Source organism: Cupriavidus campinensis (assembly GCF_905397395.1).
GTDB lineage: Bacteria > Pseudomonadota > Gammaproteobacteria > Burkholderiales > Burkholderiaceae > Cupriavidus > Cupriavidus campinensis.
Genome location: NZ_CAJPVH010000003.1, coordinates 163,923 through 187,820, shown reverse-complemented (window position 1 = coordinate 187,820; position 23,898 = coordinate 163,923). Strand labels below are relative to the sequence as shown.

21 protein-coding genes and 1 tRNA gene are annotated in these 23,898 nt (G+C 66.5%); 13 read left to right on the top strand and 9 right to left on the bottom strand.

Translation table 11 applies throughout. From position 1 onward, the window contains the following. Positions 1-123 precede the first annotated feature (123 nt). Both lolA and KHO18_RS03620 read left to right on the top strand, forming a co-directional pair. Positions 124-762 (top strand): outer membrane lipoprotein chaperone LolA, encoded by a 639-nt coding sequence (lolA, locus tag KHO18_RS03625; RefSeq protein WP_144197409.1) that lies wholly within the window; start codon positions 124-126, stop codon positions 760-762. 8 nt (positions 763-770) lie between these two features. Continuing rightward, entirely contained in the window at positions 771-1,178 is a 408-nt protein-coding gene (locus KHO18_RS03620; protein ID WP_144197410.1) for a hypothetical protein, read from the top strand. A 39-nt stretch (positions 1,179-1,217) separates the two neighbouring features. On the opposite strand, the gene KHO18_RS03615 is transcribed toward KHO18_RS03620, so the two are convergent. Next, positions 1,218-1,385 (bottom strand): hypothetical protein, encoded by a 168-nt coding sequence (locus KHO18_RS03615; protein WP_186296817.1) that lies wholly within the window; start codon positions 1,383-1,385, stop codon positions 1,218-1,220. Positions 1,386-1,479: 94 nt separating this feature from the next. After that, positions 1,480-2,163 (bottom strand): hypothetical protein, encoded by a 684-nt coding sequence (locus KHO18_RS03610; RefSeq protein WP_144197411.1) that lies wholly within the window; start codon positions 2,161-2,163, stop codon positions 1,480-1,482. A 180-nt stretch (positions 2,164-2,343) separates the two neighbouring features. Between KHO18_RS03610 and KHO18_RS03605 the strand changes: the two genes are divergently transcribed. The 3 genes from KHO18_RS03605 (at position 2,344) to KHO18_RS03595 (ending at position 5,308) form a co-directional block, all read left to right on the top strand. Next, complete coding sequence (locus tag KHO18_RS03605) at positions 2,344-3,687, top strand: replication-associated recombination protein A (RefSeq protein ID WP_144197412.1); 1,344 nt, start codon at positions 2,344-2,346, stop codon at positions 3,685-3,687. 142 nt (positions 3,688-3,829) lie between these two features. Continuing rightward, on the top strand, positions 3,830-5,137 hold the full coding sequence (gene serS / locus KHO18_RS03600; RefSeq protein WP_144197527.1) for a serine--tRNA ligase: 1,308 nt from the start codon (positions 3,830-3,832) through the stop codon (positions 5,135-5,137). Positions 5,138-5,218: 81 nt separating this feature from the next. Next, positions 5,219-5,308, top strand: a tRNA-Ser gene (locus KHO18_RS03595). 120 nt (positions 5,309-5,428) lie between these two features. Here KHO18_RS03595 and KHO18_RS03590 read toward each other — a convergent pair. Then, on the bottom strand, positions 5,429-6,328 hold the full coding sequence (locus tag KHO18_RS03590) for a LysR family transcriptional regulator (protein ID WP_149136545.1): 900 nt from the start codon (positions 6,326-6,328) through the stop codon (positions 5,429-5,431). Between the two features lie 143 nt (positions 6,329-6,471). Here KHO18_RS03590 and KHO18_RS03585 point away from each other — a divergent pair, with 143 nt between their 5' ends. Then, positions 6,472-7,236, top strand: coding sequence for an SDR family oxidoreductase (locus KHO18_RS03585; RefSeq protein WP_211942778.1), 765 nt, complete (start codon positions 6,472-6,474; stop codon positions 7,234-7,236). 1 nt (position 7,237) lies between these two features. On the opposite strand, the gene KHO18_RS03580 is transcribed toward KHO18_RS03585, so the two are convergent. Further along, on the bottom strand, positions 7,238-8,560 hold the full coding sequence (locus KHO18_RS03580) for a polyamine export protein PaeA (RefSeq protein WP_144197415.1): 1,323 nt from the start codon (positions 8,558-8,560) through the stop codon (positions 7,238-7,240). 103 nt (positions 8,561-8,663) lie between these two features. Then, complete coding sequence (locus KHO18_RS03575; RefSeq protein WP_144197416.1) at positions 8,664-9,617, bottom strand: LysR family transcriptional regulator; 954 nt, start codon at positions 9,615-9,617, stop codon at positions 8,664-8,666. A 193-nt stretch (positions 9,618-9,810) separates the two neighbouring features. Between KHO18_RS03575 and KHO18_RS03570 the strand changes: the two genes are divergently transcribed. The 4 genes from KHO18_RS03570 (at position 9,811) to KHO18_RS03555 (ending at position 13,913) form a co-directional block, all read left to right on the top strand. Further along, positions 9,811-11,088: a D-amino acid dehydrogenase gene (locus KHO18_RS03570; RefSeq protein ID WP_144197417.1), complete on the top strand. Its 1,278-nt coding sequence runs from the start codon at positions 9,811-9,813 to the stop codon at positions 11,086-11,088. 88 nt (positions 11,089-11,176) lie between these two features. Continuing rightward, complete coding sequence (locus KHO18_RS03565) at positions 11,177-12,097, top strand: glutamate/aspartate ABC transporter substrate-binding protein (protein ID WP_144197418.1); 921 nt, start codon at positions 11,177-11,179, stop codon at positions 12,095-12,097. 204 nt (positions 12,098-12,301) lie between these two features. After that, positions 12,302-13,114, top strand: coding sequence for a transporter substrate-binding domain-containing protein (locus tag KHO18_RS03560; RefSeq protein WP_144197419.1), 813 nt, complete (start codon positions 12,302-12,304; stop codon positions 13,112-13,114). A 139-nt stretch (positions 13,115-13,253) separates the two neighbouring features. Beyond that, on the top strand, positions 13,254-13,913 hold the full coding sequence (locus KHO18_RS03555; protein ID WP_144197420.1) for an amino acid ABC transporter permease: 660 nt from the start codon (positions 13,254-13,256) through the stop codon (positions 13,911-13,913). Positions 13,914-13,925: 12 nt separating this feature from the next. On the opposite strand, the gene KHO18_RS03550 is transcribed toward KHO18_RS03555, so the two are convergent. The 3 genes from KHO18_RS03550 to cphA (KHO18_RS03540) all read right to left on the bottom strand — a co-directional run bounded on the left by KHO18_RS03550 (position 13,926) and on the right by cphA (KHO18_RS03540) (position 19,835). Next, entirely contained in the window at positions 13,926-14,405 is a 480-nt protein-coding gene (locus KHO18_RS03550; protein WP_144197421.1) for an SRPBCC family protein, read from the bottom strand. A gap of 183 nt (positions 14,406-14,588) precedes the next feature. After that, positions 14,589-17,159 (bottom strand): cyanophycin synthetase, encoded by a 2,571-nt coding sequence (gene cphA / locus KHO18_RS03545; protein WP_144197422.1) that lies wholly within the window; start codon positions 17,157-17,159, stop codon positions 14,589-14,591. Positions 17,160-17,189: 30 nt separating this feature from the next. Continuing rightward, positions 17,190-19,835 carry a cyanophycin synthetase gene (gene cphA, locus KHO18_RS03540; RefSeq protein ID WP_144197423.1) on the bottom strand — a complete coding sequence of 882 codons (2,646 nt, stop codon included), beginning with the start codon at positions 19,833-19,835 and terminating at the stop codon, positions 17,190-17,192. Between the two features lie 254 nt (positions 19,836-20,089). Here cphA (KHO18_RS03540) and KHO18_RS03535 point away from each other — a divergent pair, with 254 nt between their 5' ends. Both KHO18_RS03535 and KHO18_RS03530 read left to right on the top strand, forming a co-directional pair. Then, on the top strand, positions 20,090-22,390 hold the full coding sequence (locus tag KHO18_RS03535; protein ID WP_144197424.1) for a cyanophycin metabolism-associated ABC transporter: 2,301 nt from the start codon (positions 20,090-20,092) through the stop codon (positions 22,388-22,390). Positions 22,391-22,424: 34 nt separating this feature from the next. Beyond that, positions 22,425-22,895 carry a cyanophycin metabolism-associated DUF1854 family protein gene (locus tag KHO18_RS03530; RefSeq protein WP_144197528.1) on the top strand — a complete coding sequence of 157 codons (471 nt, stop codon included), beginning with the start codon at positions 22,425-22,427 and terminating at the stop codon, positions 22,893-22,895. Positions 22,896-22,965: 70 nt separating this feature from the next. On the opposite strand, the gene KHO18_RS03525 is transcribed toward KHO18_RS03530, so the two are convergent. Then, entirely contained in the window at positions 22,966-23,370 is a 405-nt protein-coding gene (locus tag KHO18_RS03525) for a hypothetical protein (protein ID WP_144197529.1), read from the bottom strand. Positions 23,371-23,511: 141 nt separating this feature from the next. On the opposite strand from KHO18_RS03525, the gene KHO18_RS03520 reads away from it, so the two are divergent. Then, complete coding sequence (locus KHO18_RS03520) at positions 23,512-23,880, top strand: hypothetical protein (protein ID WP_144197425.1); 369 nt, start codon at positions 23,512-23,514, stop codon at positions 23,878-23,880. The last annotated feature ends 18 nt before the right edge of the window (positions 23,881-23,898 follow it).

Below are 23,898 nucleotides of genomic sequence, written 5' to 3'. Positions count from 1 at the left end.
GGGGCGGCCAAGGGTGGCCGGCGTCAAATGTGACGCGTAACATACCGTTACCCCGGTCACAGGAATCCGGCGCCCCGCGTCCGGCTCTAACCGGGCATCCACTACTCAGGAAAGGCTGACTCCATGCGACATCGCATTCTTGCGTCCACCTGCGCCGCGCTCGTGCTGCTGGCGGCTGCCGCATCGGCCGCCCAGGCCGCCGCGACCGACCAGCTGCAGAGCTTTGTGACCAGCGTGAAGACCGCGCGTGGCGAATTCACCCAGAAGCAGCTCAAGGGGCAGGGCGGCGAAGGCAAGGCCGGCGGTACGTCCAGCGGCACTTTCGCGTTCTCGCGCCCCGGCAAGTTCACGTGGCGCTACACCAAGCCCTACGATCAACTGCTCCAGGCCGATGGCCAGACGCTGTACATCTACGATAAAGACCTGAACCAGGTGACCGAGCGCAAGCTGGACAACGCGCTGGGCTCCAGCCCTGCCGCCATCCTGTTCGGCAGCAACGACCTGACCAAGAATTTCGATGTGAAGAATGGCGCCACGCGCGACGGCGTGGAGTGGCTGGAGCTGACGCCGAAGTCCAAGGACACCCAGTTCGAGAAGATCCAGATCGGCTTCAAGGCCGGCAACCTGGAGGCGATGGAGTTGCGCGATGCCTTCGGCAATACCACGCTGCTGACTTTCTCGGCGATGCAGAAGAATCCATCGCTGCCGGCGGACACGTTCCGCTTCACGGTGCCGAAGGGCGCCGACGTGATGAAGCAATGAGGCCCACCATGCCCGCCGATTTTCCGCCGTCCTTTCTGAAGCCCCGCCTGCTGGCCGCTTCCGCAGTCCTGCTGCTGGCCGCCTGCGCGCAGGCGCCGGCCAACCGCTTCGACGTGGACGCCTTCCTGCGTGCGTCGGACACGGCCATGCCCGAAGTGCTCGGCAATCCGGACTTCCTCAAGGCCACGCGTGTGCCGCACACCCAGTGCGCCACGCTGTTGCAATCGGCGCACAGCGGGGTGCTGGAAGACCTGCCGGCCAGCAATGCGGCGCGCGGGCCGGCATGGCTGCTCCATCCGGCCGATGCGCCGGACAAGGTATGGCTGGTGGTGGGAGTGGCCGGCGGCGAGCGGACCTGCCATGGCCCGCTGCCTGCGGATGCCATGAAGGTGCTGGCCGACCGGGCCAAGGGCTGAAGACTGAGGGCTGAAGACGATGTGCTGGCGGGGGCGGGGCTACGCCTGCGCTTCGCGCGCGTAGCGCTGGCGCGGCACCGGCAGCTTCTGCAATTTCTCGCGCCGGATCCGGATCGCTTCCTCGTCGCCGCGCTTGATCGCGGCGCGCAACTTCAACACGGCTTTCCGATATTGCCTCTTCTTGCGGATGCGGGTCGTGATGGCCATGGCAGTGGCTTCCTCCTGGCGAGCCGGCCATGGGGCCGGCGGGGTTGGAAAAGCTGGGCAAGCCTGGATAAACCTCAAGGCGAGCCCCATGGTATCAGAGCAGGAAGCGACGGTTGTCGTTGGGCGGATACTGGCTTTCCACCTTCTTGAAGCGCAGCTTGGTGCTGCTTTTGAGCTTGCGCCCCGCCATCTTGCGCTGCAACTGCCGGTGCACGGCGCGGATATGGCCGACCGAACCCTGGGCATAGGGCTGGCCGTCCGTGGCGCCGGGCAGGCCGCCGCCAGCCGCAAGTGCAGCATTGTGCGCTTCTGCCGACTTCTTGATCAGTACGTCCAGCGCCTGGCGCGCGCGCACGGCCGCGTGCAGCGGCCCGTCGGCCGGATTGGCCTTAGCCCGCACCGCATCCTGCGGCAGCCGCACATTGCCGGCCACGCGGCGCAGCGCCGCGCGCAGTTCGGCGCCATCGAGCTGGCCTTCCTGGACGATCCACACCGCGTCGTGCCGCAGCCAGCCTTCCACGTCGGCCAGCCGGCGCAGCAGCGCGGGCATCAGCAGCCGGCCGCCGAAGCGGCGCGTGCGCCGGATCGCGGACAGCCCGATGCGGCGCACCTGCGGGTTCTCATGGTCGACCAGATCCTCGATCAGGCGGTCGGCCTCTTCCTGCGATCCGATCATCTCGGAAAACTGCCCTGCCAACGAGATTTCTTCCACGCCGCTGAGCTTGTTCTTGCTCGCGAGGCGGGACATCTTGAACAACAGCATGCGGTAACGCAGCATAGGGATCCTCGAACTTGTAACCGATGAACGTCTGCCACGCCCGGTCGGGTGATACACGGGCCATTGGACGTTATCGGCAAGGTTGAAGGGATTCTTTAGGCCCTCCGGCGATGGTCTACACTGTCACGTTCCGCGCCGCGGCAAGGCCGCGCGCGCCCAGATCCAAGAGGTAGAGCCATCGTGGCGGATTCGCTGTTTTCCGACCCCCCTGAACGTTCCCGGCAACCGCTGGCGGAACGCCTGCGCCCGCGCACCATCGACGAGGTCATCGGCCAGCAGCACCTGCTGGGGGCCGGCAAGCCGCTGCGCGTGGCGTTTGCCTCCGGCGAGCCGCATTCGATGATCCTGTGGGGCCCACCCGGCGTGGGCAAGACCACGCTGGCGCGGCTGATGGCCAACGCGTTCGATGCCGAGTTCATCGCGCTGTCGGCCGTGCTGTCGGGCGTCAAGGACATCCGCGAGGCGGTGGAGCGCGCCGAGCAGTACCGCGCCCATGGCCGCCGCACGCTGGTATTCGTCGACGAGGTGCACCGCTTCAACAAGAGCCAGCAGGACGCCTTCCTGCCGCATGTGGAAAGCGGCCTGTTTACATTCATTGGCGCCACCACGGAAAACCCGTCGTTCGAGGTCAACGGCGCGCTGTTGTCCCGGGCGGCGGTCTACGTGCTGAAGAGCCTGGATGACGCCGAACTGAAGCAGCTTGTGCTGCGCGCCAGCGAGGAACTGGGCGGGCTGGCCTGGGAGGACGAGGCGCTGCAGCTGATCGTCGGCTCGGCCGACGGCGACGGACGCAAGCTGCTGAACAATATAGAGATCGTCGCGCGCGCGGCCCGCAACGCGGGGCAGGACCGCATCGACACGGCGCTGCTGGGCAGCGCGCTGGCCGAGAACCTGCGCCGCTTCGACAAGGGCGGCGATGCGTTCTACGACCAGATCAGCGCGCTGCACAAGTCCGTGCGCGGGTCCGATCCGGACGGCACGCTGTACTGGTTCTGCCGCATGCTCGACGGCGGCGCCGATCCGCGCTATCTGGCGCGGCGCATCGTGCGCATGGCCTGGGAGGACATCGGGCTCGCCGATCCACGTGCCGCACGCATCACATTGGATGCGGCCGAGACCTATGAGCGGCTCGGCTCGCCCGAGGGCGAACTGGCGCTGGCCCAGGCGCTGCTGTACCTCGCCATCGCCCCGAAGTCGAATGCCGGCTACAACGCCTACAACGCCGCGCGGGCCTTCGTGGCCAAGGACAAGTCGCGCCAGGTGCCGGTGCACCTGCGCAACGCGCCGACCAAGCTGATGAAGGAACTCGGCTACGGCCATGCCTACCGCTACGCGCACGACGAGCCCGAGGCTTATGCGGCCGGCGAGCACTACCTGCCGGACGACCTGCGCCGCCAGGACTGGTACCAGCCCACGCCGCGCGGCCTGGAAGGCAAGATCGGCGACAAACTGCGCCATCTGCGCGACCTCGACGCGGCCTGGCACCGCGAACATCGGTCGGATAAGCGTGATGAGAAAGACTGAGACGACTCTGAAAATGCCGGACAAGGCGGGAAGAAGGCGGGAAAAAGGGCGCTGACTTGGTCGCGGCAGGGGGTGCCGGTGCAGTAAAATGGCGCCCATCGCCGGCATGTCGCCGGCACTGCACACCCATCGCTCCCGCAACATGCTCGACATTCAGCTGCTCCGCAAAGACATCGACGCCGTGGCCCAACGGCTGGCCACGCGCGGTTTTCAACTCGACGTGGCGACGTTCCAGGCTCTCGAGGCCGAACGCAAGCAACTGCAAACGCAGACCGAAGACCTGCAGGCGCGCCGCAACAGCCTGTCGAAGCAGATCGGCATGCTCAAGGGCAAGGGTGAAGACGCCTCCGGCCCGATGGCCGAGGTCGCCGGCATTGGCGACACGCTCAAGGCGTCGGCCCAGCGCCTGGCCGAGATCCAGGAACAGATCCACGACGCGATCATGTCGGTTCCGAACCTGCCGGACGCGAGCGTGCCGGTGGGCAGCGACGAGACCGGCAATGTCGAGGTACGCCGCGTTGGCACGCCGCGCACGTTCGACTTCGAGGTCAAGGACCACGTGGACGTGGGCGCCAGGCTCGGCCTCGACTTCGAGACCGCCACGCGCGTGACTGGCTCGCGCTTCTCCTTCCTGCGCGGCGGCGTGGCGCGCATGCACCGCGCGCTGGTGCAACTGATGGTGGACACCCACACGCTCGAGCACGGCTACACCGAGATGTACGTGCCGTATATCGTCAATGCCGCGTCGATGCGGGGCACGGGCCAGCTGCCCAAGTTCGAGGACGACCTGTTCAAGGTGCCGCGCAAGGTGGGCGGCGAAGATGGCCAGGACACCATCGAGAACTTCTACCTGATCCCGACCGCCGAAGTGCCGCTGACCAATATGGTTCGCGACGCCATCGTGGCCGGCGACAAGCTCCCGCTGCGCTACGTCGCCCATACGCCGTGCTTCCGCTCGGAGGCGGGCTCGTACGGCAAGGACACGCGCGGCATGATCCGCCAGCACCAATTCGACAAGGTGGAGATGGTGCAGGTGGTGCCGCCCGAGCAGTCGATGGATGCGCTCGAGCAGATGACCGGCCATGCCGAGGCCATCCTCAAGAAACTGGAACTGCCGTTCCGCACCGTGGTGCTCTGCACGGGCGACATGGGCTTTGGCAGCACCAAGACCTATGACATCGAGGTGTGGATTCCGGCGCAGAACACCTACCGCGAGATCAGCTCGTGCTCGAGCATGGGCGACTTCCAGGCGCGCCGCATGCAGGCCCGCTTCCGCGCGGGGCAGGGCAAGCCGGAACTCGTGCACACGCTGAACGGCTCGGGCCTGGCCGTGGGCCGCACGCTGGTGGCGATTCTCGAGAACTACCAGAACGCCGATGGTTCGCTGACGGTGCCGAAGGCGCTGCAGCCGTATATGGGCGGCATCACAACGCTGCAACCGGAAGCGTAAAAATTATTGCGCAAGCCGCTTGCAAAGGCGGGTGCTACATCGCTATAATCTTGGTTTCGCCGCAAGGACGACCAAGTTACCGGAGAGGTGGCAGAGTGGTCGAATGTACCTGACTCGAAATCAGGCGTACCGGCGACGGTACCGTGGGTTCGAATCCCACCCTCTCCGCCAGCATAAGAAGCCACCCAGCAACATCGGGTGAGCAACAAACAGTAGTAACACTCAGACCGACGCACTGTGCAAGCAGGCGTCGGTTTTGTTTTTCTGCTCGTCCTCCCCCCCACATCCGATCTACACGTCCCAATAAGGCGGACTGCCGATCGCTTCGCGCAGGTGCTCCACCAGCGCCCGCAGCTTGGCGGACGCGCGTCGGCCTTCCGCATGGGCGACGTAGATCGACTCGGCTGCCGGCTGCACGCCGATGTCCACGCTCCGCAACGCCCCCGACTTCAATGCAGCGCCGGCCAGGAAGGTTGGCAATAGCGCGATGCCGAGACCGGCCAGCGCCGCGTCGAGCATCATGTCGCCGTTGTTGACCCGCAGGCGGGCGCGGGCGCGCAGGGAAATCATCTCGCCGTCCTGCAGGAACGACCAGTCCGCGATACCCCGGTTCGTATAGAAAATGCCGTGATGACGCTGCAAGGCCTCGGGCGAATCAGGCGCGCCGCATTGGTCGAGGTAGGCCGGCGATGCCACGAGCAGCCGGCGGCTCGGTGCCAGGGGCCAGGCCACCAGCCGCGAATCGCCGACGGCGCCGTGGCGGATCACCGCGTCGTAGCCTTCCGATGCCGCATCCACGCGGCGATCGTCCAGGTCTAGCAAGAGATCAATGTCGGGATGCCGGGCCAGGAACGGATAGAGCGCCGGCCCCAGGTGCATGCGCCCGAATGTCACCGGCGCGGCAATCCGCAGCGGGCCGGACAGCGTGCCGCGCCGCTCGGCCATTTCCGCCGCGGCGTCCTCCACTTCCCGCAGGATCCGGGTGGCACGTTCCAGGAACGCGGCGCCGTCTTCCGTCAGGCTGACCCGCCGTGTGGTGCGGTGAAGCAGGCGCGCGCCCAGCCCCTGCTCAATCTCGGCCAGCCGCTCGCTGACTACCGACTTCGACAGGTGCAGCCGCCGCGCCGCCTCCGTAATCGACCCGGACTCGGCCACCGCCACGAAACTCGCCACGCCTTCAAGTTTGAACATTGTTCGGTTTTTCCGAAAAGCAGAATCGTAATTAGCACTATACCGCTATCTAATCCCAGCGCCCATACTGTGTTCAGACGCGGCGCACATGGGTGTGCCGAACCGAAATCGATGGATCAAATCAACGGAAACCGGAGCACATCATGGAACGACTGAACGGCAAGGTGGCGATCATCACGGGTGCGAGCAGCGGCATTGGCCTGGCCACTGCGGAATTGTTTGCGAAGGAGGGCGCGAAGGTCGTGGTTGGCGCGCGGCGCCAGGCGGAACTGGACGCCCTTGTGGCCCGCATCCGCGCGGCTGGCGGCGAGGCCGTGGCACTGGCGGGCGACGTCCGGCAGGAAAGCTATGCCCGCGCGCTGGTGGATCTGGCGGTCGAGCAGTACGGCAAGCTCGACATCGCCTTCAACAACGCGGGCACGCTGGGCGAGGGCGGCCCGAGCACCGAGGTGTCGGAAGCTGGCTGGAACGAGACGCTGGCGATCAACCTGACCGGCGCGTTCCTCGGCGCCAAGTACCAGATCGCACAGATGGCGAAGCAGGGCAGTGGATCGGTCATCTTCACGTCGACGTTCGTGGGCTACACGGTCGGTTTCCCCGGCACGGCCGCCTACGCCGCCAGCAAGGCTGGCCTGATCGGCCTGACGCAGGCGCTGGCGGCGGAATACGGGCCGCAGGGCGTGCGCGTCAATGCGATCCTGCCGGGCGCCGTGGAAACGGATATGTATCGCGAAAAGAACGACACGGCGGAAGCGCAGTCGTTCATCACCAACCTGCACGCGCTCAAGCGCGTGGGCCAGCCCGAGGAACTGGCGCGCTCGGTGCTGTACCTGGCCTCCGACGACTCGGCGTTCGTGACCGGCACCGCATCCCTGGTGGACGGCGGCCTCTCCATCACCCGGACCTGAGTCAGCGATCCGCTGCCGTCGCGGCGGTCGGCGCCGCCGCGCCCGGCAGCCGCGACACCAATAGCTGGTCGATCTTGTGATGATCGATGTCCAGCACCTCGAAGCGGTAGCCCGCCACGGTGATTGACTCGGACTTCTTCGGAATCCGCTTCAGCGAGTAGATCACCAGGCCGGCGGCCGTATCGACGTAGTCCTCGCCGGGCAGCGAATCGAGCTCGAGCGCCTTCTTGAGGTCCACCAGCGGCGTCACGCCGTCCACCAGCCATGACGTCTCGTCGCGCCGCACGATCTGCTCGTCCTCGGCCGAATAGAGGATGTCTCCCATCAGCGCGCCGACGATGTCGTCGAGCGTGACGATGCCTACCACGAGCCCGTACTCGTTCATCACCACGGCAAAGCTCTCGTGCATCTCTCGGAATCGCGTCAGGGACTCGGACAGCGTCAGTGTGTCCGGAATCACCAGCACGTTCTTGTCGTGATGCCGGCCGATGTTGCCGAGCACCGTGGCGCTCTCGTCGGCCAGTAGCCGTTGCAGGATGTCCTTTGAGTCGATGTAGCCGAGCACGTCGTCCAGGTCGTGCCCGCAGACCGGGTACTGCGCGTGCGGCTGGCTGACCAGCTTGCGCCGCACGCTGTCGGCGGTCTCATCCAGCGTCAGGAAGATCACGTCGTCGCGCGGGGTCATGATCGCCGTGATGCCCTTCGAATCCAGTTCGAACACGTTTTCGATCAGGTGCAGCTCGTGCTTGTGGAGCACACCGGCCTCGGCGCCGGCATCGACCATCGCGGCGATATCCTCGGTGGTGATCTGGTCCACCGGCTTGGTCGGGATGCCGAGCAGCTTCAGCATGGCGTCCGCCGCCGCGTTGAAGATCCACACCACCGGCTTCAGCACGCGCAGCAGCGTGAGAATCGGCCCGATCACCACTACCGCGCAGCGCTCGGGGAAGGTCATGGCGATGCGCTTCGGAATCAGGTCCGCGAACTGGATGAACAGCAGCGTCACCACCAGGAAGGAGCCGATATTGGCCACGCGCAGGGCGTGGGCGGCACTCATGTAGGGAGTCAGCGCCGCGAAGACGAGATCGGAGACGTGCTTCTCGCCCAGGATACCGGCGAGGATGGCCACGCTGTTCACGCCGATCTGCACGATGGTGAAGAAGTTGCCGGGCTCTTCCTTGAGCCGCAGCACCTTGGTGGCGCGGTGGTCGCCGCGCTCGGACAGGACCTGGAGCTTGGTGCGCCGGGCGGCGGTCAGCGCGATCTCCGAAATCGAGAAGAACGCGCTTATCAGGACGAGGAGAATCAGGGTCAGGACGAACATGTGGGTTTCACGCGCCTGTCGGTGCGGGTTGATGATGGTGCACGCCGCGCGGGTCTGTCAATGCGACGGTTCTCATTGCGGCGGCTCTCATTTAGGGCGGTTCTCATTTGTCGGGCGCGTCGAACTGCACGCGCGGGGCTTCCAGCCGGTGGGGCAGGGTGGCTGCCAGTTCGGCGGCGGCGGCCGTGAACTGGGTGCGCATGTCGTCCACAAGGCTGGAGGCGCCCCGGTGGCTCGCGCGCAGCAACTGGATCTCGAACGGCAGCACCGGTTCGATATCGTGCAGTGCCACATTGGCCGGGTTGGCGCTCAGCGCCGTGTACTGGTCGAGCACGGTCAGGCCAAGCCCCGCATCGACCAGCGCCAGCGCCAGCGAGTAGGTCTGCACTTCCAGCGTGGAGTGCGGCTCCAGTGCGTGGCGCGCCAGCGTCTGGCGCACCAGCAGGCCCAGCGAGGTGTCGTCGTCGTAGCCGACGAAGGGGCGGTCCATCAGCTTGTGCATCGACACCGCCCCGCGCCGCCCTCCGCCCGGCAGCGGCAGCGTGCGCGGCACGGCCAGCAGCATCCGCCCGGCGGCCACGGGCTCCGAGGAGATGGCCTCGTGCCGGGGCGGCGAGAAGGCGAAGCCCACGTCGATCTGGTTGGCCAGCAGCGCGTCCACGATCTCGTTGGTATGGTGGGTCAGCACCTGGACCTGGGTTTCCGGGTGCCGCGCGCAGAAGCGCCGCACCGCCGGCACCAGCAGCGGATTGGCCAGGCTCGGCGTGGCCGCCACGCGCAGCCGGCCGGCGCCCTTGTGGCGCAGGCTCTCGGACACGCGCCGCACGCGCTCGATCTCCCCATATAGCCTTTCGACATCCCCATAGAGCGCGGTTGCCTCCGGTGTGGGCTGCAGCCGGCCGCGCACGCGCTCGAACAAACGGAAGCCCAGCGACGCCTCGGCGTGCTGCAACACCCGCGTCACCACGGGCTGGGAGACGTGGAGCAGGCGCGCGGCCTCGCTGACGGTGCCGGTCAGCATGACGGCGCGGAAGACTTCGATCTGGCGCAGGCGCATCGTTGTGGTGCTGGAAAGTGTCCGGAAAGGTGCGGGGAAATGGCCTCGATCCCGCCGTGCACTACGGGTAAGCCCGGGTGGCCGGCATCCATAGCCTGGGGACATATTCTGGCACGTATTGGCATTGGGCAAGCCGCGCGCGGTGGACTACGCTCTGGCCCATCGATTCGATATGGATGGCAAGGCAGGTTCGATGCGCATAGCGATTGTGGGAGCGGGGGTGGTCGGCATGACCACTGCATGGCGGCTGGCCCAGGATGGCCACGAGGTCACCGTACTGGAGCGCCACGAGGGCCCGGGCGAGGAGACCAGCTTTGCCAACGGCGGGCAGCTGAGCTACAGCTACGTGGCGCCGCTGGCCGGGCCAGGCGTGCTGTCGAAGGTGCCGGGCTGGCTGCTGGACCGCGATTCGCCGATGCGCTTCCGTCCGACCGCCGACCCGGCCCAGTGGCGCTGGCTGATGGCCTTCGTGCAGGCGTGCAACGCCGCCACCAGCGAGGCGACCACGCGCAAGCTGCTGCGGCTGGCTTTCTACTCGCGCGACCTGATGCAGGCCTTCGTGGAAGGCCCGGAGGCACGCGGCGAGGGCGGCGGCTTCGATTTCGCGCGGCGCGGCAAGCTGGTGGTGCATCGCAACGAAGCGGCCTACGCATCGGCCTGCCGGCTGCTGGACTACCAGGCCAGCCTGGGCTGCGAGCAGCAGGCGCTGGACCGCGACGCCACGGTGGCCCTGGAGCCCGCGCTGGCCGGTATCCGGGGCGACATCGCCGGCGCCATCTACACGCCGAGCGAGGAAGTGGGCGATTGTCATCGCTTCTGCCTCTCGCTGGCCCATCTGTTGCAAGGGAAGGGCAATGTGTCGATGCGGTTTGGCACACGTGTCACAGGATTGATGACATCGGGCGTCCAGGTGGTGGGCGTGAGGACCACCGATGACGAGGTGCGCGCGGACGCGGTGATCGTTGCGGGCGGCATCGGCAGCGTGCCGCTGCTGCGTCCGCTCGGCGTGCGGCCGATGCTGTGGCCGCTCAAGGGTTACAGCATCACGGTGCCGATCGCCGATGGCGCGCGGGCGCCGCATATCAGCGTGACCGACTTCGCCAACAAGATCGTCTACGCGCGCATCGGCAATACGCTGCGCGTGGCCGGCATGGCGGATCTGGTGCGCGGCGGGCCGACCATCGACCGCGAGCGCGCACAGACGCTGGTCGCCCAGACCCGCGCCGTGTTTGGCGGCGTGGCCAATGGCGCCGGACTCGACGCCCTGCAGCCCTGGGCCGGCCTGCGCCCGGCCACGCCGGACGGCCTGCCGCTGGTCGGCCCGTCGCGCCTGCCGGGCCTGTGGCTGAACCTGGGCCATGGCGCGCTCGGGTTCACGCTGGCGATGGGCAGCGCGGGGTTGCTGGCGGACCAGCTGGCCGGGCGCGCGCCGGCCATCGGCGCGGAAGATTTCAGTGCGGCCCGGGCCTGACCGGCGCACATCGGGTGTTGAAGTTTGTTGTACGGAAGTGGGATTGCCTCAAGCTGATTAAACCAAGCCCCATCAAGGAGCGAAAACCATGAAGTCACTGCGTGTCCGTCTGACCCCTACCTGCCTGTCCACCCGCCTGCTGGCCGCTGCCGTGCTGGCCTGCGCTGCCGCCGGCGCCCACGCCGCCGATGGCGATACGCTCAAGAAGATCAAGGACACCGGCGTGATCTCGCTCGGCTACCGCGAGTCGTCGATCCCGTTCTCGTACACGGACGGCAAGGAGATCATGGGCTACTCGCACGAGATCCTGTTGCAGATCGTCGACAAGATCAAGACCACGCTGAACATGCCGAACCTGCAGGTCAAGCTGACGCCGATCACCTCGCAGAACCGCATTCCGCTGATGCAGAACGGCACGATCGACATCGAATGCGGCAGCACGACCAACAACCTCGAGCGCCAGAAGCAGGTGGCCTTCTCGAACAGCCTGTTCGTCTACGGTATCAAGATGCTGACCAAGAAGGACTCGGGCGTGACCGACTTCGCCCAGCTCAAGGGCCGCAACGTGGTCACCACGGCCGGCACGACGGGCGAGCGCCTGCTGGTCAAGATGAACGGCGAGCAGGGCATGAACATGAACCTGACCAGCGCCAAGGACCATGGCCAGGCGTTCCTGATCCTGGAAACGGGCCGCGCGGTGGCCTTCGTCATGGACGAGCCGCTGCTGTACGGCGAGCGCACCAAGGCCAAGAACGCGAGCGAATGGGTCGTGGCTGGCGAGCCGCTCCAGACCGAGAACTACGCCTGCATGTTCCGCAAGGACGACGCCTCGTTCAAGAAGCTGGCCGATGGCGTGGTATCGGACCTGATGCTGAGCGGCCGTGCCGAGAAGCTCTACACGAAGTGGTTCCAGTCGCCGATTCCGCCGCGCAACATCAATATGAACTACCCGATGTCGCCGGACATGAAGGCGCTGTACGCGGCGCCGAACGACAAGGCGTTCCAGTAAGGGAGCAGGACGCGGGCGGCGCGCCGGTCCGTCACACCGGGTCCCTGACCGGGTGGTGGATCGGTTATATAGCCATAATGAATCGTTATTTCGCGCTTGATAGTGTTTGCGGTAGTGTGGAGCCCGTTATAGGCTCTTAGGAGCCTCCGGTCCGCCCCCAAAAGGGGTAAGCCGGCCCTGACCCCGCATCTCACTGGAGAACTTATGCGCTCGATTCGTACTGGCTTGCTCAAATCCCTGTTGGCTTCCGTGCTGCTGGCTGGCGTTGCCGGATTCACGGCCACGGCCGCCAGCGCCGCCGATCTGCTCGACACGGTGAAGCAAGCCGGCGTGCTCAAGATTGGCGTGGAAGGCACGTATCCGCCGTTCGGCTATCGCGGCGCGAAGAACGAGCTCGAGGGCTTCGACGTGGACGTGGCACGCGCCATCGCCGGCAAGCTGGGCGTGAAGCCGGAGTTCGTGACCACCGAATGGAGCGCGATCATTGCCGGCCTGCAGGCAGGCAAGTTCGACATCATCGTCAATCAGGTTGCGGTGACGCCGCAGCGCAAGCAGACCCTCGATTTCTCCACGCCCTACGTCTACTCGGCGGCACAGTTGATCCAGCGCAAGGACGACAAGCGCGAGTTCAAGTCACTGGATGACCTGAAGAACCACAAGCTCGGCGTCAGCCTGGGCAGCAACTACAACGAACTGGCCAAGTCGGTGCCCGGCATCGACGTGAAGACCTATCCCGGCGCGCCCGAGTACCTGCGCGACCTGGCCTCGCAACGGATCGACGCGGCGCTCAATGACCGGCTGATGGTCAACTACCTGATCAAGAACGCCAACCTGCCGTTGCGCCCGGGCGCCGTGGTGCCCGGCGCCAATACCGAAGTCGCCATTCCGTTCCGCAAGGACAATCCGAAGTTCGCCCAGGCCATCGACAAGGCGCTGGAAGACCTGCGCAAGGACGGCACGCTGGTGAAGCTGTCGACCAAGTGGTTCGGCTCGGATGTGACCAAGGCGGCGAAGTAAGCGGGTCGGGTTGCGTGGCCCACCCGGGCCAACCCGCTGCAACCCATACCAACCAGGCCGACTCCCGCGAGTCGGCTTTTTTTTCGATGGCTGGATCACGTATGATCCCGGCATTCCGGATTCCTGACCCGCCCCTGCCATGTCCGCCCTCGCTCTCGTGATGGATTCGCTGCCCGTGCTGTTGCAGGGCGCCCTGCTCACGCTGAAGTTCGCCGTGCTGTCGATGGCGTTCGGCCTGGTGATTGGCATTGTGGTCGCGCTGATGGGCATCAGCCATGCGCCGATTCTCAAAGCGGTGGCGCGCGTGTACGTCAGCATCATGCGCGGCACGCCGCTGCTGGTGCAGATCTTCGTGGTCTATTACGGGCTGCCGAGCGTCGGCATTGCGCTTGAGCCCACTCCGGCCGGCGTGCTGACGCTGAGCCTCAACGTGGGCGCCTATCTGTCGGAAAGCATGCGCGGCGCCATCCTCGGCATTGCGCGCGGGCAGTGGATGGCGGCCTACAGCCTGGGCCTGACGCCGATCCAGACGCTGCGCTACATCGTCGGGCCGCAGGCGCTGCGGCTGGCGGTGCCGAGCCTGTCCAACAGCCTGATCAGCCTGATCAAGGACACCTCGCTGGTGTCGGTGATCACCGTGACCGAGTTGCTGCGCACCGCGCAGGAAATCATCGCCGCCACCTACCAGCCGCTGCCGCTCTACCTGGCGGTGGCGGTCATCTACTGGATCCTGAGTACCGGGTTATCGGTACTGCAGCGCGTGCTGGAACGTCGGCTCTCGCTGCCGGGGCGGCACTGAAGGCGAGAGGGGCTAGGCGCCGGAAGAGGGCGCCGGCGGTGGCTTGGGGGCCTCGACATTGAGGGGCTTTCCGGTTTCCAGCAGCGTCTTGAGTCCGGCCAGGATCATCGGCCAGCCGTTGCGGCCGCCTTGCAGCATCTGTTCGTCCACCGGCTCGCGATGGGTCTCGCTCACGGTCAGCCGCACCGCCTGCCCCAGCGCGTCCACCTGCCACGTGACTACCACCTCGGGCAGTTCGCGGAACGCCTCGAGCCATTCCACGCGCCACGTCACCGAGAGCCGGTAGGGCGGCTCGGCCAGCAGCACCACGCCCTGGGAATCCACGCGCCCGTCGTCCATGCGCAGCACGAACGGGCTGCCGACCTGCCAGTCAGACTCCACGCGCCGCCCGAAGAAATACTGTTCGCTCTGCACGGGGTCGGTCAGCGCGGACCAGACCTGCTCGGGTGTGGCAGCGATGTAGGTGACCACTACGGTCTGCGGCGATTGCATGGCGAGCCTCCTCTGGCTGAGACCGGCGGGGCAGGGGCGGTCACATCGGATCGATGGTGACAGTAATGTGGCACCTGCAACCGTTTCGATGCAAGGGGGCGGACAAGAAAAAAGGCCGGCTCCTGGGAGCCGGCCTTCATACGGATGCAGCTGCGGTGCAACGACGGATGCAGCGGGTGCCTGTTACTGTTCCGCGATGCGCTGGGCGATGTGCCCAAGTGCCTCTTCCACCTGATCGACCAGAATCAGACACAGGTCGCCCGGCTTCAGGTGCCCCAGCGCGGTGTCGATCGCCAGGAACTCGCCGCGGATTTCCTCCACGTGCTGCGTGCGCTGTGCGCCTTCCAGCCCTTCGCGCAGCAGCGCCAGCACCTCGCCGTCCTCACGGCCGCGCTGGCACTGGTCCTGATACAGCACCACCTCATCGAACACGCCGCCCAGAATCTGGGTTTGCCGGCGGATGTCCACGTCGCGACGGTCGCCCGCGCCGCTGATCACCACCACGCGGCGATCGCCCTTCATGGTTTCCACCGCATTGCACAATGCCTGGATGGCGTCCGGATTGTGGCCGTAGTCGGCGATCAGGGTGGCGCCCCGGTAGTCGAACACGTTGAAGCGGCCCGGCGCGGTGGCGGCGTCGTTGACGAAGGTGGCCAGCCCGCGACGGATCACGGCCCAGTCCACGCCCAGCGCCCACGCGGCGGCGACCGACGACATCGCGTTCTCCACCTGGAAGCCGATGCTGCCGTTGCGCGTCAGCGGGATGTCCGCCAGCGCAATGCGCACCTGGGTTTCGCCCTCGCACGCCACGATCTCGCCGCCTTCCGCGAACACCACGCGCTTGCCCTGCGCGCGATGCAGCGCCATGGTCGGCAGCCCGGCATCGTGCGCGAAGAACGTCACCGTGCCGGGGCAGGCGTCGGCCATGCGCGCGACCATCGGGTCTGCAGCGTTCAGCACGGCCATGCCGTGCGGCGCCACGTTCTGGACGATCACGCTCTTGAGCACGGCCAGGTCTTCCACGGTGCTGATGTAGGACAGCCCCAGGTGGTCGCCTTCGCCCACGTTGGTCACCACGGCCACGTCGCAGCGGTCGAAGGCCAGGCCCTCGCGCAGCAGGCCGCCGCGCGCGGTTTCGAACACGGCCGCGTCGACGTCGGGGTGCAGCAGCACGTTGCGCGCGCTGCGCGGGCCGCTGCAGTCGCCGGTGTCGATGCGCTCGCCCTGGATATACACGCCATCGGTGCCGGTCATGCCCATGCGCAGGCCGCTCGTGGCCAGCAGGTGGGTGATCAGGCGCACGGTGGTGGTCTTGCCGTTGGTGCCGGACACCGCCACCACGGGAATACGGCCATCGTCGCCATCGGCGAACATGGTCGAGACGATGGCCTCGCCCACGGCCCGGCCCTTGCCGAACGACGGCTGCAGGTGCATGCGCAGGCCCGGCGCGGCGTTGACTTCCACGATGCCGCCCGCCTGTTCCTCGAACGGCTTGAGCATGGTCTCGCACACGGCGTCCACGCCGCAGATGTCGAGGCCCACCATCTGGGCCGCGGCCACGGCGCGCGCGGCGATGTCCGGGTGGACGTCGTCGGTCACGTCGGTGGCGCTGCCGCCGGTCGACAGATTGGCGTTATTACGAAGCACCACGCGCGTACCGTTGGCCGGCACCGAGTCGGCGGTCAGGTGCTGCTTGGCCAGCGTGGCCAGCGCGATGTCGTCGAAGCGGATCTTGGTCAGCGACGTGGCATGGCCCTCGCCCCGGCGCGGGTCGCGGTTCACTTCCTCCACGAGCTGGCGCACGGTGTGCACGCCATCGCCAATCACCTGCGGCGGATCGCGGCGCGCGGCCGCCACCAGGTGCTTGCCCACCACCAGCAGGCGGAAATCGTGACCGGGGATGTAACGTTCCACGAGCACGTCCGAGGAGATATCGGCCGCCACTTCGTAGGCCGTCATCACTTCCTCGCGCGTGCGGATGCGTACCGCCACGCCCTTGCCCTGGTTGCCGTCGCGCGGCTTGACCACCACCGGCCCGTTGATGGCCTGCGCGGCGGCCCAGGCTTCTTCGGCGCTGCGCACCGAGCGGCCCAGCGGCACCGGCACGCCGGCGGCGTGCAGCAGGCTCTTGGTCAGGTCCTTGTCCTGCGCAATGGACTCCGCCACGGCGCTGGTCATATCGGTCTCGGCGGCCTGGATGCGGCGCTGCTTGCTGCCCCAGCCGAACTGCACCATCGAGCCCTGCGTGAGGCGGCGGTACGGAATGCCACGCGCCACGGCGGCGTAGACGATGGAGCCGGTACTCGGCCCCAGGCGCACGTCCTCGTCAAGTTCGCGCAGGCGGTGCAGCCCGTCGTCGAGGTCGAAGGGCTTGTCGTCCCGGGCAGCCAGGCATAGCTGTTCGGCGAGTTCGAAGGCGAGCCGGCCGACTTCTTCCTCGCTGTACTGCACCACCACCTGATACGTGCCGGGCTCCACGGTGGGCGCGGTGTGGCTGAAGGTGACCGGGCAGCCGGCAGAGGCCTGCAGGCCCAGCGCGGCGGCTTCCAGCGCGTGGGCCATCGACGGCGTACCAGCCTCGTCGTCAGGGCGCAGCGGGCCGATGGCCGGGAAGCGCGCACGCAGGCGGTCTTCGAAGCCTGGCAGGTCGGCCAGCAGGTGCGACTTGTCCGAGCAGGCCACGATGGCCTCGATGGCCGTGTGGCGGCACCAGAGATTCGGGCCGCGCAGGGCCCGGATACGGGAGACTTCCATAGTATTTCCGTTATTTTTCTGGCCGAGCCATCAGGCGCGGCGGCCGCTGCGGCCGACCCACTGGTGTACCTGCTCGACAGTGCCCTCGGGCGAGCCCTCGTCGCACTGGATGACCAGCAGGTCGCCGGCCACCAGTTGCGAGAGCGCGGTCTCGATGGCGGTGCGGCGGGCGCCTTCGTCGATGATCTTGGTCACGCGGCGGCCTTCGTACAGCCCCTTCCTGACCAGCGCGCGGGCCTCGGCATCGGGCAGGTCGCGCTTCACGCTCTGGTCCTCGCAGAGGAACACGCGGTCGAACGCGGCGCCGATGATCTTGCCGTGGTGGACGAGGTCTTCGTCCCGACGCTGCACGCCGGCGCCGAATACCAGCATGCGGCGCTCGGCGGGGAAGCGGTCCAGCGCGGCGGCCAGCGCGGCGAGCGCGGGCGCGTTGTGCGCGTCATCGACGATCACCGTGGCGCCCTGGCGCTCGAACAGCGTGAAGCGGCCCGGCACGTCCACCTGGCCCACGTCGAAGGTCACCACGCCGGCGCGGATCAGGTCGTTGGAGATGCCCAGCGCCCAGCCCGTGGCCACGGCCGCCAGCACGTTCTCGATCTGGAACGCCACGCGGCCCGCGTAGGTCAGCGGAATGGCCGACACATCGGTCAGCGGCAGCTCGCTCTGGCCGGTGGCCATCACGACCTTGCCGTCGCGCACGAACACCGCGCGCTTGCCCGCCGCCCGGTGCGCGGCAATCGCCGGCAGGTCGGCGGTGAGGCCGAAGAAGACCACGTCGCCATCGCACAGCTCGGCCATTTCCACCAGCCGCGCGTCGCCGGCGTTGAGCACGGCCACGCCGTTGTCGAGCACCACGTCCACCTGGGTGCGCAGCACGTTGTACATGCGGTCCTCGTCCTCGACGTAGTAGTCGCCGAGGTGGTCTGGCTGGGCGAAGTTGGTCACCACGCCAACCTGGCAACGGTCGTACGGCAGGCCCTGCGACAGGATCATGCCGCTGTCGTTCTCGAACACGGCCGCTTCCACGGCGCGGTTCATCAGGATGCGGTGGCCGGCTTCCCAGTTGGCCTGGTCGCCGGTTTCCACCTGGCGGCGGTCGAGGAACAGGCCGTCGCTGCACGCCAGCCCGGTGTGCTTGCCCGAGAGTTGCAGCAGACGCGCCACCAGCTTGGCCACCACGGTCTTGCCGTTGTTGCCGGTGATGCCGACCACGGGAATGCGGCCGTCATCGGCGCTGCCATCCTTCGCGGCGGGGAACAGATGGTCGACGATCGCGGGGCCCACCGGGCGCGGCGTGCCGTCGGCCGGCTTGATATGCATCAGCAGGCCCGGCCCGGCGTTTACCTCGACGATGGCGCCGCGCTGGTCGGCCAGCGGGCGCGAGATGTCCTCGGCCACGAGATCCACCCCGGCGATATCCAGCCCCACCACCCGCGCGGCCAGCGCCGCATGCGCGGCCACGCTCGGGTGCACGCGGTCGGTCACGTCGAAGGCGACGTTGCCGTTGCGCTGGATCAGGATGGTCTTGCCGGCGGGTGCCACGGAATCGCCATCCTCCAGCCCCTGGCGCTTCAGTTCCAGCCGTGCGGCGGAATCGAGCCGCACGCGGTTCAGCGGATGGTCCTCGGTGCTGCCCCGGCGCGGATCGGAGTTGATCTGCGACTCGATCAGGTCGTCGATGGTCGAGGTACCGTCGCCCACGACGCTGGCCGTCTCGCCCATCGCCGCCGCCACGAGCCGGCCGCCCACCACCAGCAGGCGGTGTTCGTTGCCCGGCACGAAGCGCTCGACGATCACGCCGTTGCCTTCGTCGATGGCTACGGAGTAGGCAGTTTCCACTTCCTCGCGCGTCATCAGGTTGGTGAACACGCCGCGGCCGTGGTTGCCGTCGTACGGCTTGACCACCACCGGCACGCCGATCCGCTCGGCGGCGTCCCAGGCATCCTCGGGGCTCTCCACCATGCGGCCTTCCGGCACCGGCACGCCGCAGGATTCCAGCAGCGTCTTGGTCAGGTCCTTGTCGCGCGAGATCGATTCGCCGATGGCGCTGGTCCGGTCGGTCTCGGCGGTCCAGATGCGGCGCTGGCGCGCCCCGTAGCCGAGTTGAACCAGATTGCCGTCGGAGAGTCGGATGGAGGGGATGTCGCGGTCATCGGCAGCATCGACGATGCAGGCCGTGCTCGGGCCGAGGCAGTGTTCGTCGACCAGGCGGCGCAGGTTGTCCACGGCCTCGGGTACGTCGAACGGGCGGTCCTCGATCGCGGCCATGACCAGGTCGCGGGCGGTGAACAGCGCGGCGCGCGTCACCTCCTCGTGCCAGGCCCGGACGATCACCTTGTAGACGCCCCGTACGGGGGTCTCGCGGGCCTTGCCGAAGCCGCCCGGCATGCCGGCCAGGTTCTGCAGCTCAAGCGTCACGTGCTCGAGGATGTGGCCGGGCCACGTACCTTCCTTGAGCCGCTGCAGGAAGCCGCCGCGCTCGCCAATGCTGCAGCGATGCTCGATCAGCGACGGGAGCCAGGCCGACAGGCGTTCGTAGAACCCCGGGATCTTGTTGGAGGGGAAATCCTCCAGTTCGCCGATATCAACCCATGCCTCCAGCACCGGCCGATATGTCCACATATTCGGGCCGCGCAGCGACATGACATCGAAAATCTCAATGTCCTTCTTTTTCATTGATTTAGCTTGAGGCAGTGGGCGAATGCCCGAGAAATGGGAGCCTAACCTTTCAGTAACGTTTCAACGGCATCGGGGTTGACCCCTGAAGTCCGGAAGACGTTGTGCAGCGCACCAGGCGCCCCGTTTGTTTGCGTTATGTATACTTGCGGGCAAAATCGCGGGCCGCCAGCCGGCTTCCCGCCTAAATTGTTTCAAGTTATGTCCGTGTCTACCCTGTTGTGGACGCATTGCGGACGCATTTCGCGCCAATAATGACCCAATCCTCCCCGTCCGTCCCAATCCCCTCCGGCCCGCAAGGTCGTTGGGGCGCCGAGATCGGCACGAGCCTGCAGCCCGGTGAAACCGTGCTGGCCGGCCTTGACCTGGACCTGGACGCAAGGCTGCATTTTACCCAAGGGTGGCTGGTTGTGACCGATCGCCGGCTCATTGCCCGGGCGCCCGGTGAAAAAAACACCGTCGACTGGGAGATCACACCGGCGCTGACGCTGGCCCATAGCGACCATGCCGGGGTCGGCTCGCTGGAGCTGGCCGACGGCCGCGCCCGGCTGGGAAGCTGGCGCTACACGCTTGGTTACAATCCCGATGCCTTGCGGCTGGCCGACCAGTTCGAGGCGCGTCGCGCGCTGCTGGCAACCGGCCAGGCCGCGGAGCCGGCCGATGACGACGTCTGCCCCACCTGCAAGGCCCCACTGCCCCCCGGCGAGGACGTCTGCCCCCAGTGCAGCCGCGATCTTGAGACGCCGCCGTCCACCTGGGCGCTGCTGCGCCTGTGGCGCTTCGCGCGGCCCTACCAGTGGGAACTGCTGGCCGGCTTCCTGCTGACCCTGCTCGGCACCGCTGCCACGCTGGTGCCGCCGTACCTGACCATGCCATTGATGGACAAGGTGCTGATTCCGTACCAGAACGGCGTGCCGATCGATTATGACCGGGTCAAGATGTACCTGGCAGGGCTGCTCGGTGCCGCGCTGGTGGCGTGGAGCCTGGGCTGGGCGCGGACGTATCTGCTGGCGCGCGTATCCGAGCGCATCGGCGCCGATCTGCGAACAACCACATACGAACACCTGTTAAAACTGTCGCTCGAATACTTCGGCGGCAAGCGTACGGGCGACCTGATGGCCCGCATCGGCTCGGAAAGCGATCGGATCTGCGTCTTCCTGTCGCTCCACCTGCTCGATTTCGCGACCGATGTGCTGATGATTGCCATGACGGCCATCATCCTGATCTCGATCAATCCGTGGCTGGCGCTGGTGACGCTGGTGCCGCTGCCGTTCATCGCCTGGATGATCCACCTGGTGCGGGACCGCCTGCGCCACGGATTCGAGAAGATCGACCGTATCTGGTCCGAGATCACCAACGTGCTGGCGGATACCATTCCCGGCATCCGCGTGGTCAAGGCCTTCGCCCAGGAAAAGCGCGAGGTCGAGCGCTTCCGTGAGGCGAACAAGCACAATCTGGCCGTCAACGACCGCGTCAATGCCGTCTGGTCGCTGTTCACGCCCACGGTGACGCTGCTGACCGAAGTGGGCCTGCTGGTGGTCTGGATCTTTGGCATCTGGCAGGTCAGCCACGATGCCATCACGGTGGGTGTGCTGGTCGCCTTCCTGACCTATATCAGCCGCTTCTACACGCGTCTGGATTCGATGAGCCGGATTGTGTCGGTCACGCAGAAGGCCGCCGCCGGCGCCAAGCGGATCTTCGACATCCTCGACCATGTGTCGAGCGTGCCGGAGCCGCAGCGCCCGGTGCACCTCGAGAAGGTGGAGGGCGCCATCGAACTGCGCGACCTCGGCTTCCGCTACGGCAACCGTGCTGTGATCCGTGGCCTGAACCTGTCGATCCGGCCGGGCGAGATGATCGGGCTGGTCGGCCACAGCGGCTCGGGCAAGAGCACGCTGGTCAACCTGATCTGCCGTTTCTACGATGTGTCCGAGGGCGCGATTCGCGTGGACGGCATCGACATCCGCTCGCTGCCGGTATCCGAATTCCGCCGCCATATCGGACTGGTACTACAGGAGCCGTTCCTGTTCTTCGGCACGATTGCCGACAACATCGCCTACGGCAAGCCCAGCGCCACGCGCGAGGAAATCGTCGCCGCAGCGCGCGCCGCGCATGCGCACGAGTTCATCCTGCGCCTGCCGCACGGCTATGACTCGCTGGTGGGCGAGCGGGGGCAGGCGCTCTCGGGTGGCGAGCGCCAGCGCATCTCCATCGCGCGTGCGCTGCTGATCAATCCGCGCATCCTGATCATGGATGAGGCCACGTCGTCGGTGGACACCACCACGGAGAAGGAAATCCAGAAGGCGCTGGACAACCTCGTGCAGGGCCGTACGACGATTGCCATCGCGCACCGGCTTTCCACGCTGCGCAAGGCCGATCGGCTGGTGGTGATGGATCGCGGGCAGATCGTCGAAGTCGGCAATCACGACGAACTGCTCGCACGCGAAGGGGCCTACTACAAGCTCTACCAGGCGCAGGCGCGCAACGTCGATACCGAAGCGGAGTTGCCCAGCGCGGGCGAACGCCTCGATACGGAGGCCGTCAATGCGCAGTGATACCCCTGGTGATTCGATTTCTCGGCAAACGGCTATGCAGACGCCCGACTACACGTTGTCCCGCAACCCGTTCGGCAAGCTCGTCCTGACGATGGCGGACGGCATGGCGCACGAGGGCGTGGTGCCCGTGCGCGCCTTCCCGATTGCCGCGCCGGACGACGGTGTCGGCATGATCAGCACCGATGGCCGCGAGTTGGCGTGGATTCCGCGCCTCGATGTCCTGCCGCCGCCAATGCGCGCCCTGATCGAGGCCGAGCTGGCCGCGCGCGAATTCATGCCGGAAATTCGTAGCATTGTGGGAGTGTCCACCTATGCCACGCCGAGCGTGTGGACGGTGCGGACCGATCGCGGGCAGACCGATCTCGTCCTGCGTGGCGAAGAGGACATCCGGCGACTGACCGGCAGCACGCTGCTGATCTCCGACAGCCACGGCATTCATTACCTGATTCGCGACCTGTTCGCGCTCGACAAGCCGAGCCGCAAAATACTCGATCGCTTTCTTTGATTTATAGTCTTGTTCGCGCAAGCAAAACGGCACGCCCCAGGGCGTGCCGTTTCAATTTCCGGTGGTGGATTTAGTGCAGCATGGACGGCATATCGTCGTCTTCGTCATCCCAGTCTTCATGCGTGATGGGAGACTCCGGCGCCATATCCCACACCATGGAATGGAAACGCGGCGTGAACCATTCGCGGAACATGGCCAGGGACATATTCTCGGGCCACATGGAATCATCAAACCATTCGCCCAACATGAATTCGAAGAACGCCTGCCAGCGCTTTTCCACCCAGCGCATAGCAGTCTCCGGGGAATCCGCCACTTCCGACGGCAACAGGAAGACGCTGGCGTCGTCGCGGACGTCCTCGAGCGACAGGCCTGGCACGGGCTCCGGGTCGACGGCCTTGATCCAGTCCAGGAACGGCTGCTCGGGCAGCAGCATGACCATGGAGCGGTTGAGGGTGAAGCGGGGATGGTCGGTCATGGGGTTGGGCAGGAAGAGGCGGGCGTCCATTGTAGCCCCGCGCGGCCAAGGGACCCATGCGTTATCTCGTGTCTTTGCGGAAGGGTTCAGGAAAATGGCAAATCTGCCGATATCCATGGGATCTGGCATTGGAGATTGGCAATGAGCCTGACATTCCAAGCGCCCGGAGAAGCGGTCGCCCAGACGGCGACGGAGCGCTTTGCCGAGGCGGAGAAACACGAAGACCGGCAAGTGCGCTGGGCTGCCCAAGCGGCCATTGCGCTGGATTCCGGCGATATGTACCTGGTGGGCCTGGTGCTGTTCAAGGCCATCCAGGAGCACGGCATGGAAGCGTTTGCCGAACTCAGCGGGCAGACCCCCGGCCGCCTGCAGCGGCTGTGGATGCCGGGTGTGCTGGTATCGGTGAACGAGGCTGCACATCTCTTCGGCCTGCTCGGCGTGCACGTGGTGCTGGACCGATTCTATGCCGCACGCCTGGCAGCGAGCCAGCCGGCGGAATCGGTGCATTGAGGGTGCACTGAGCGGCAC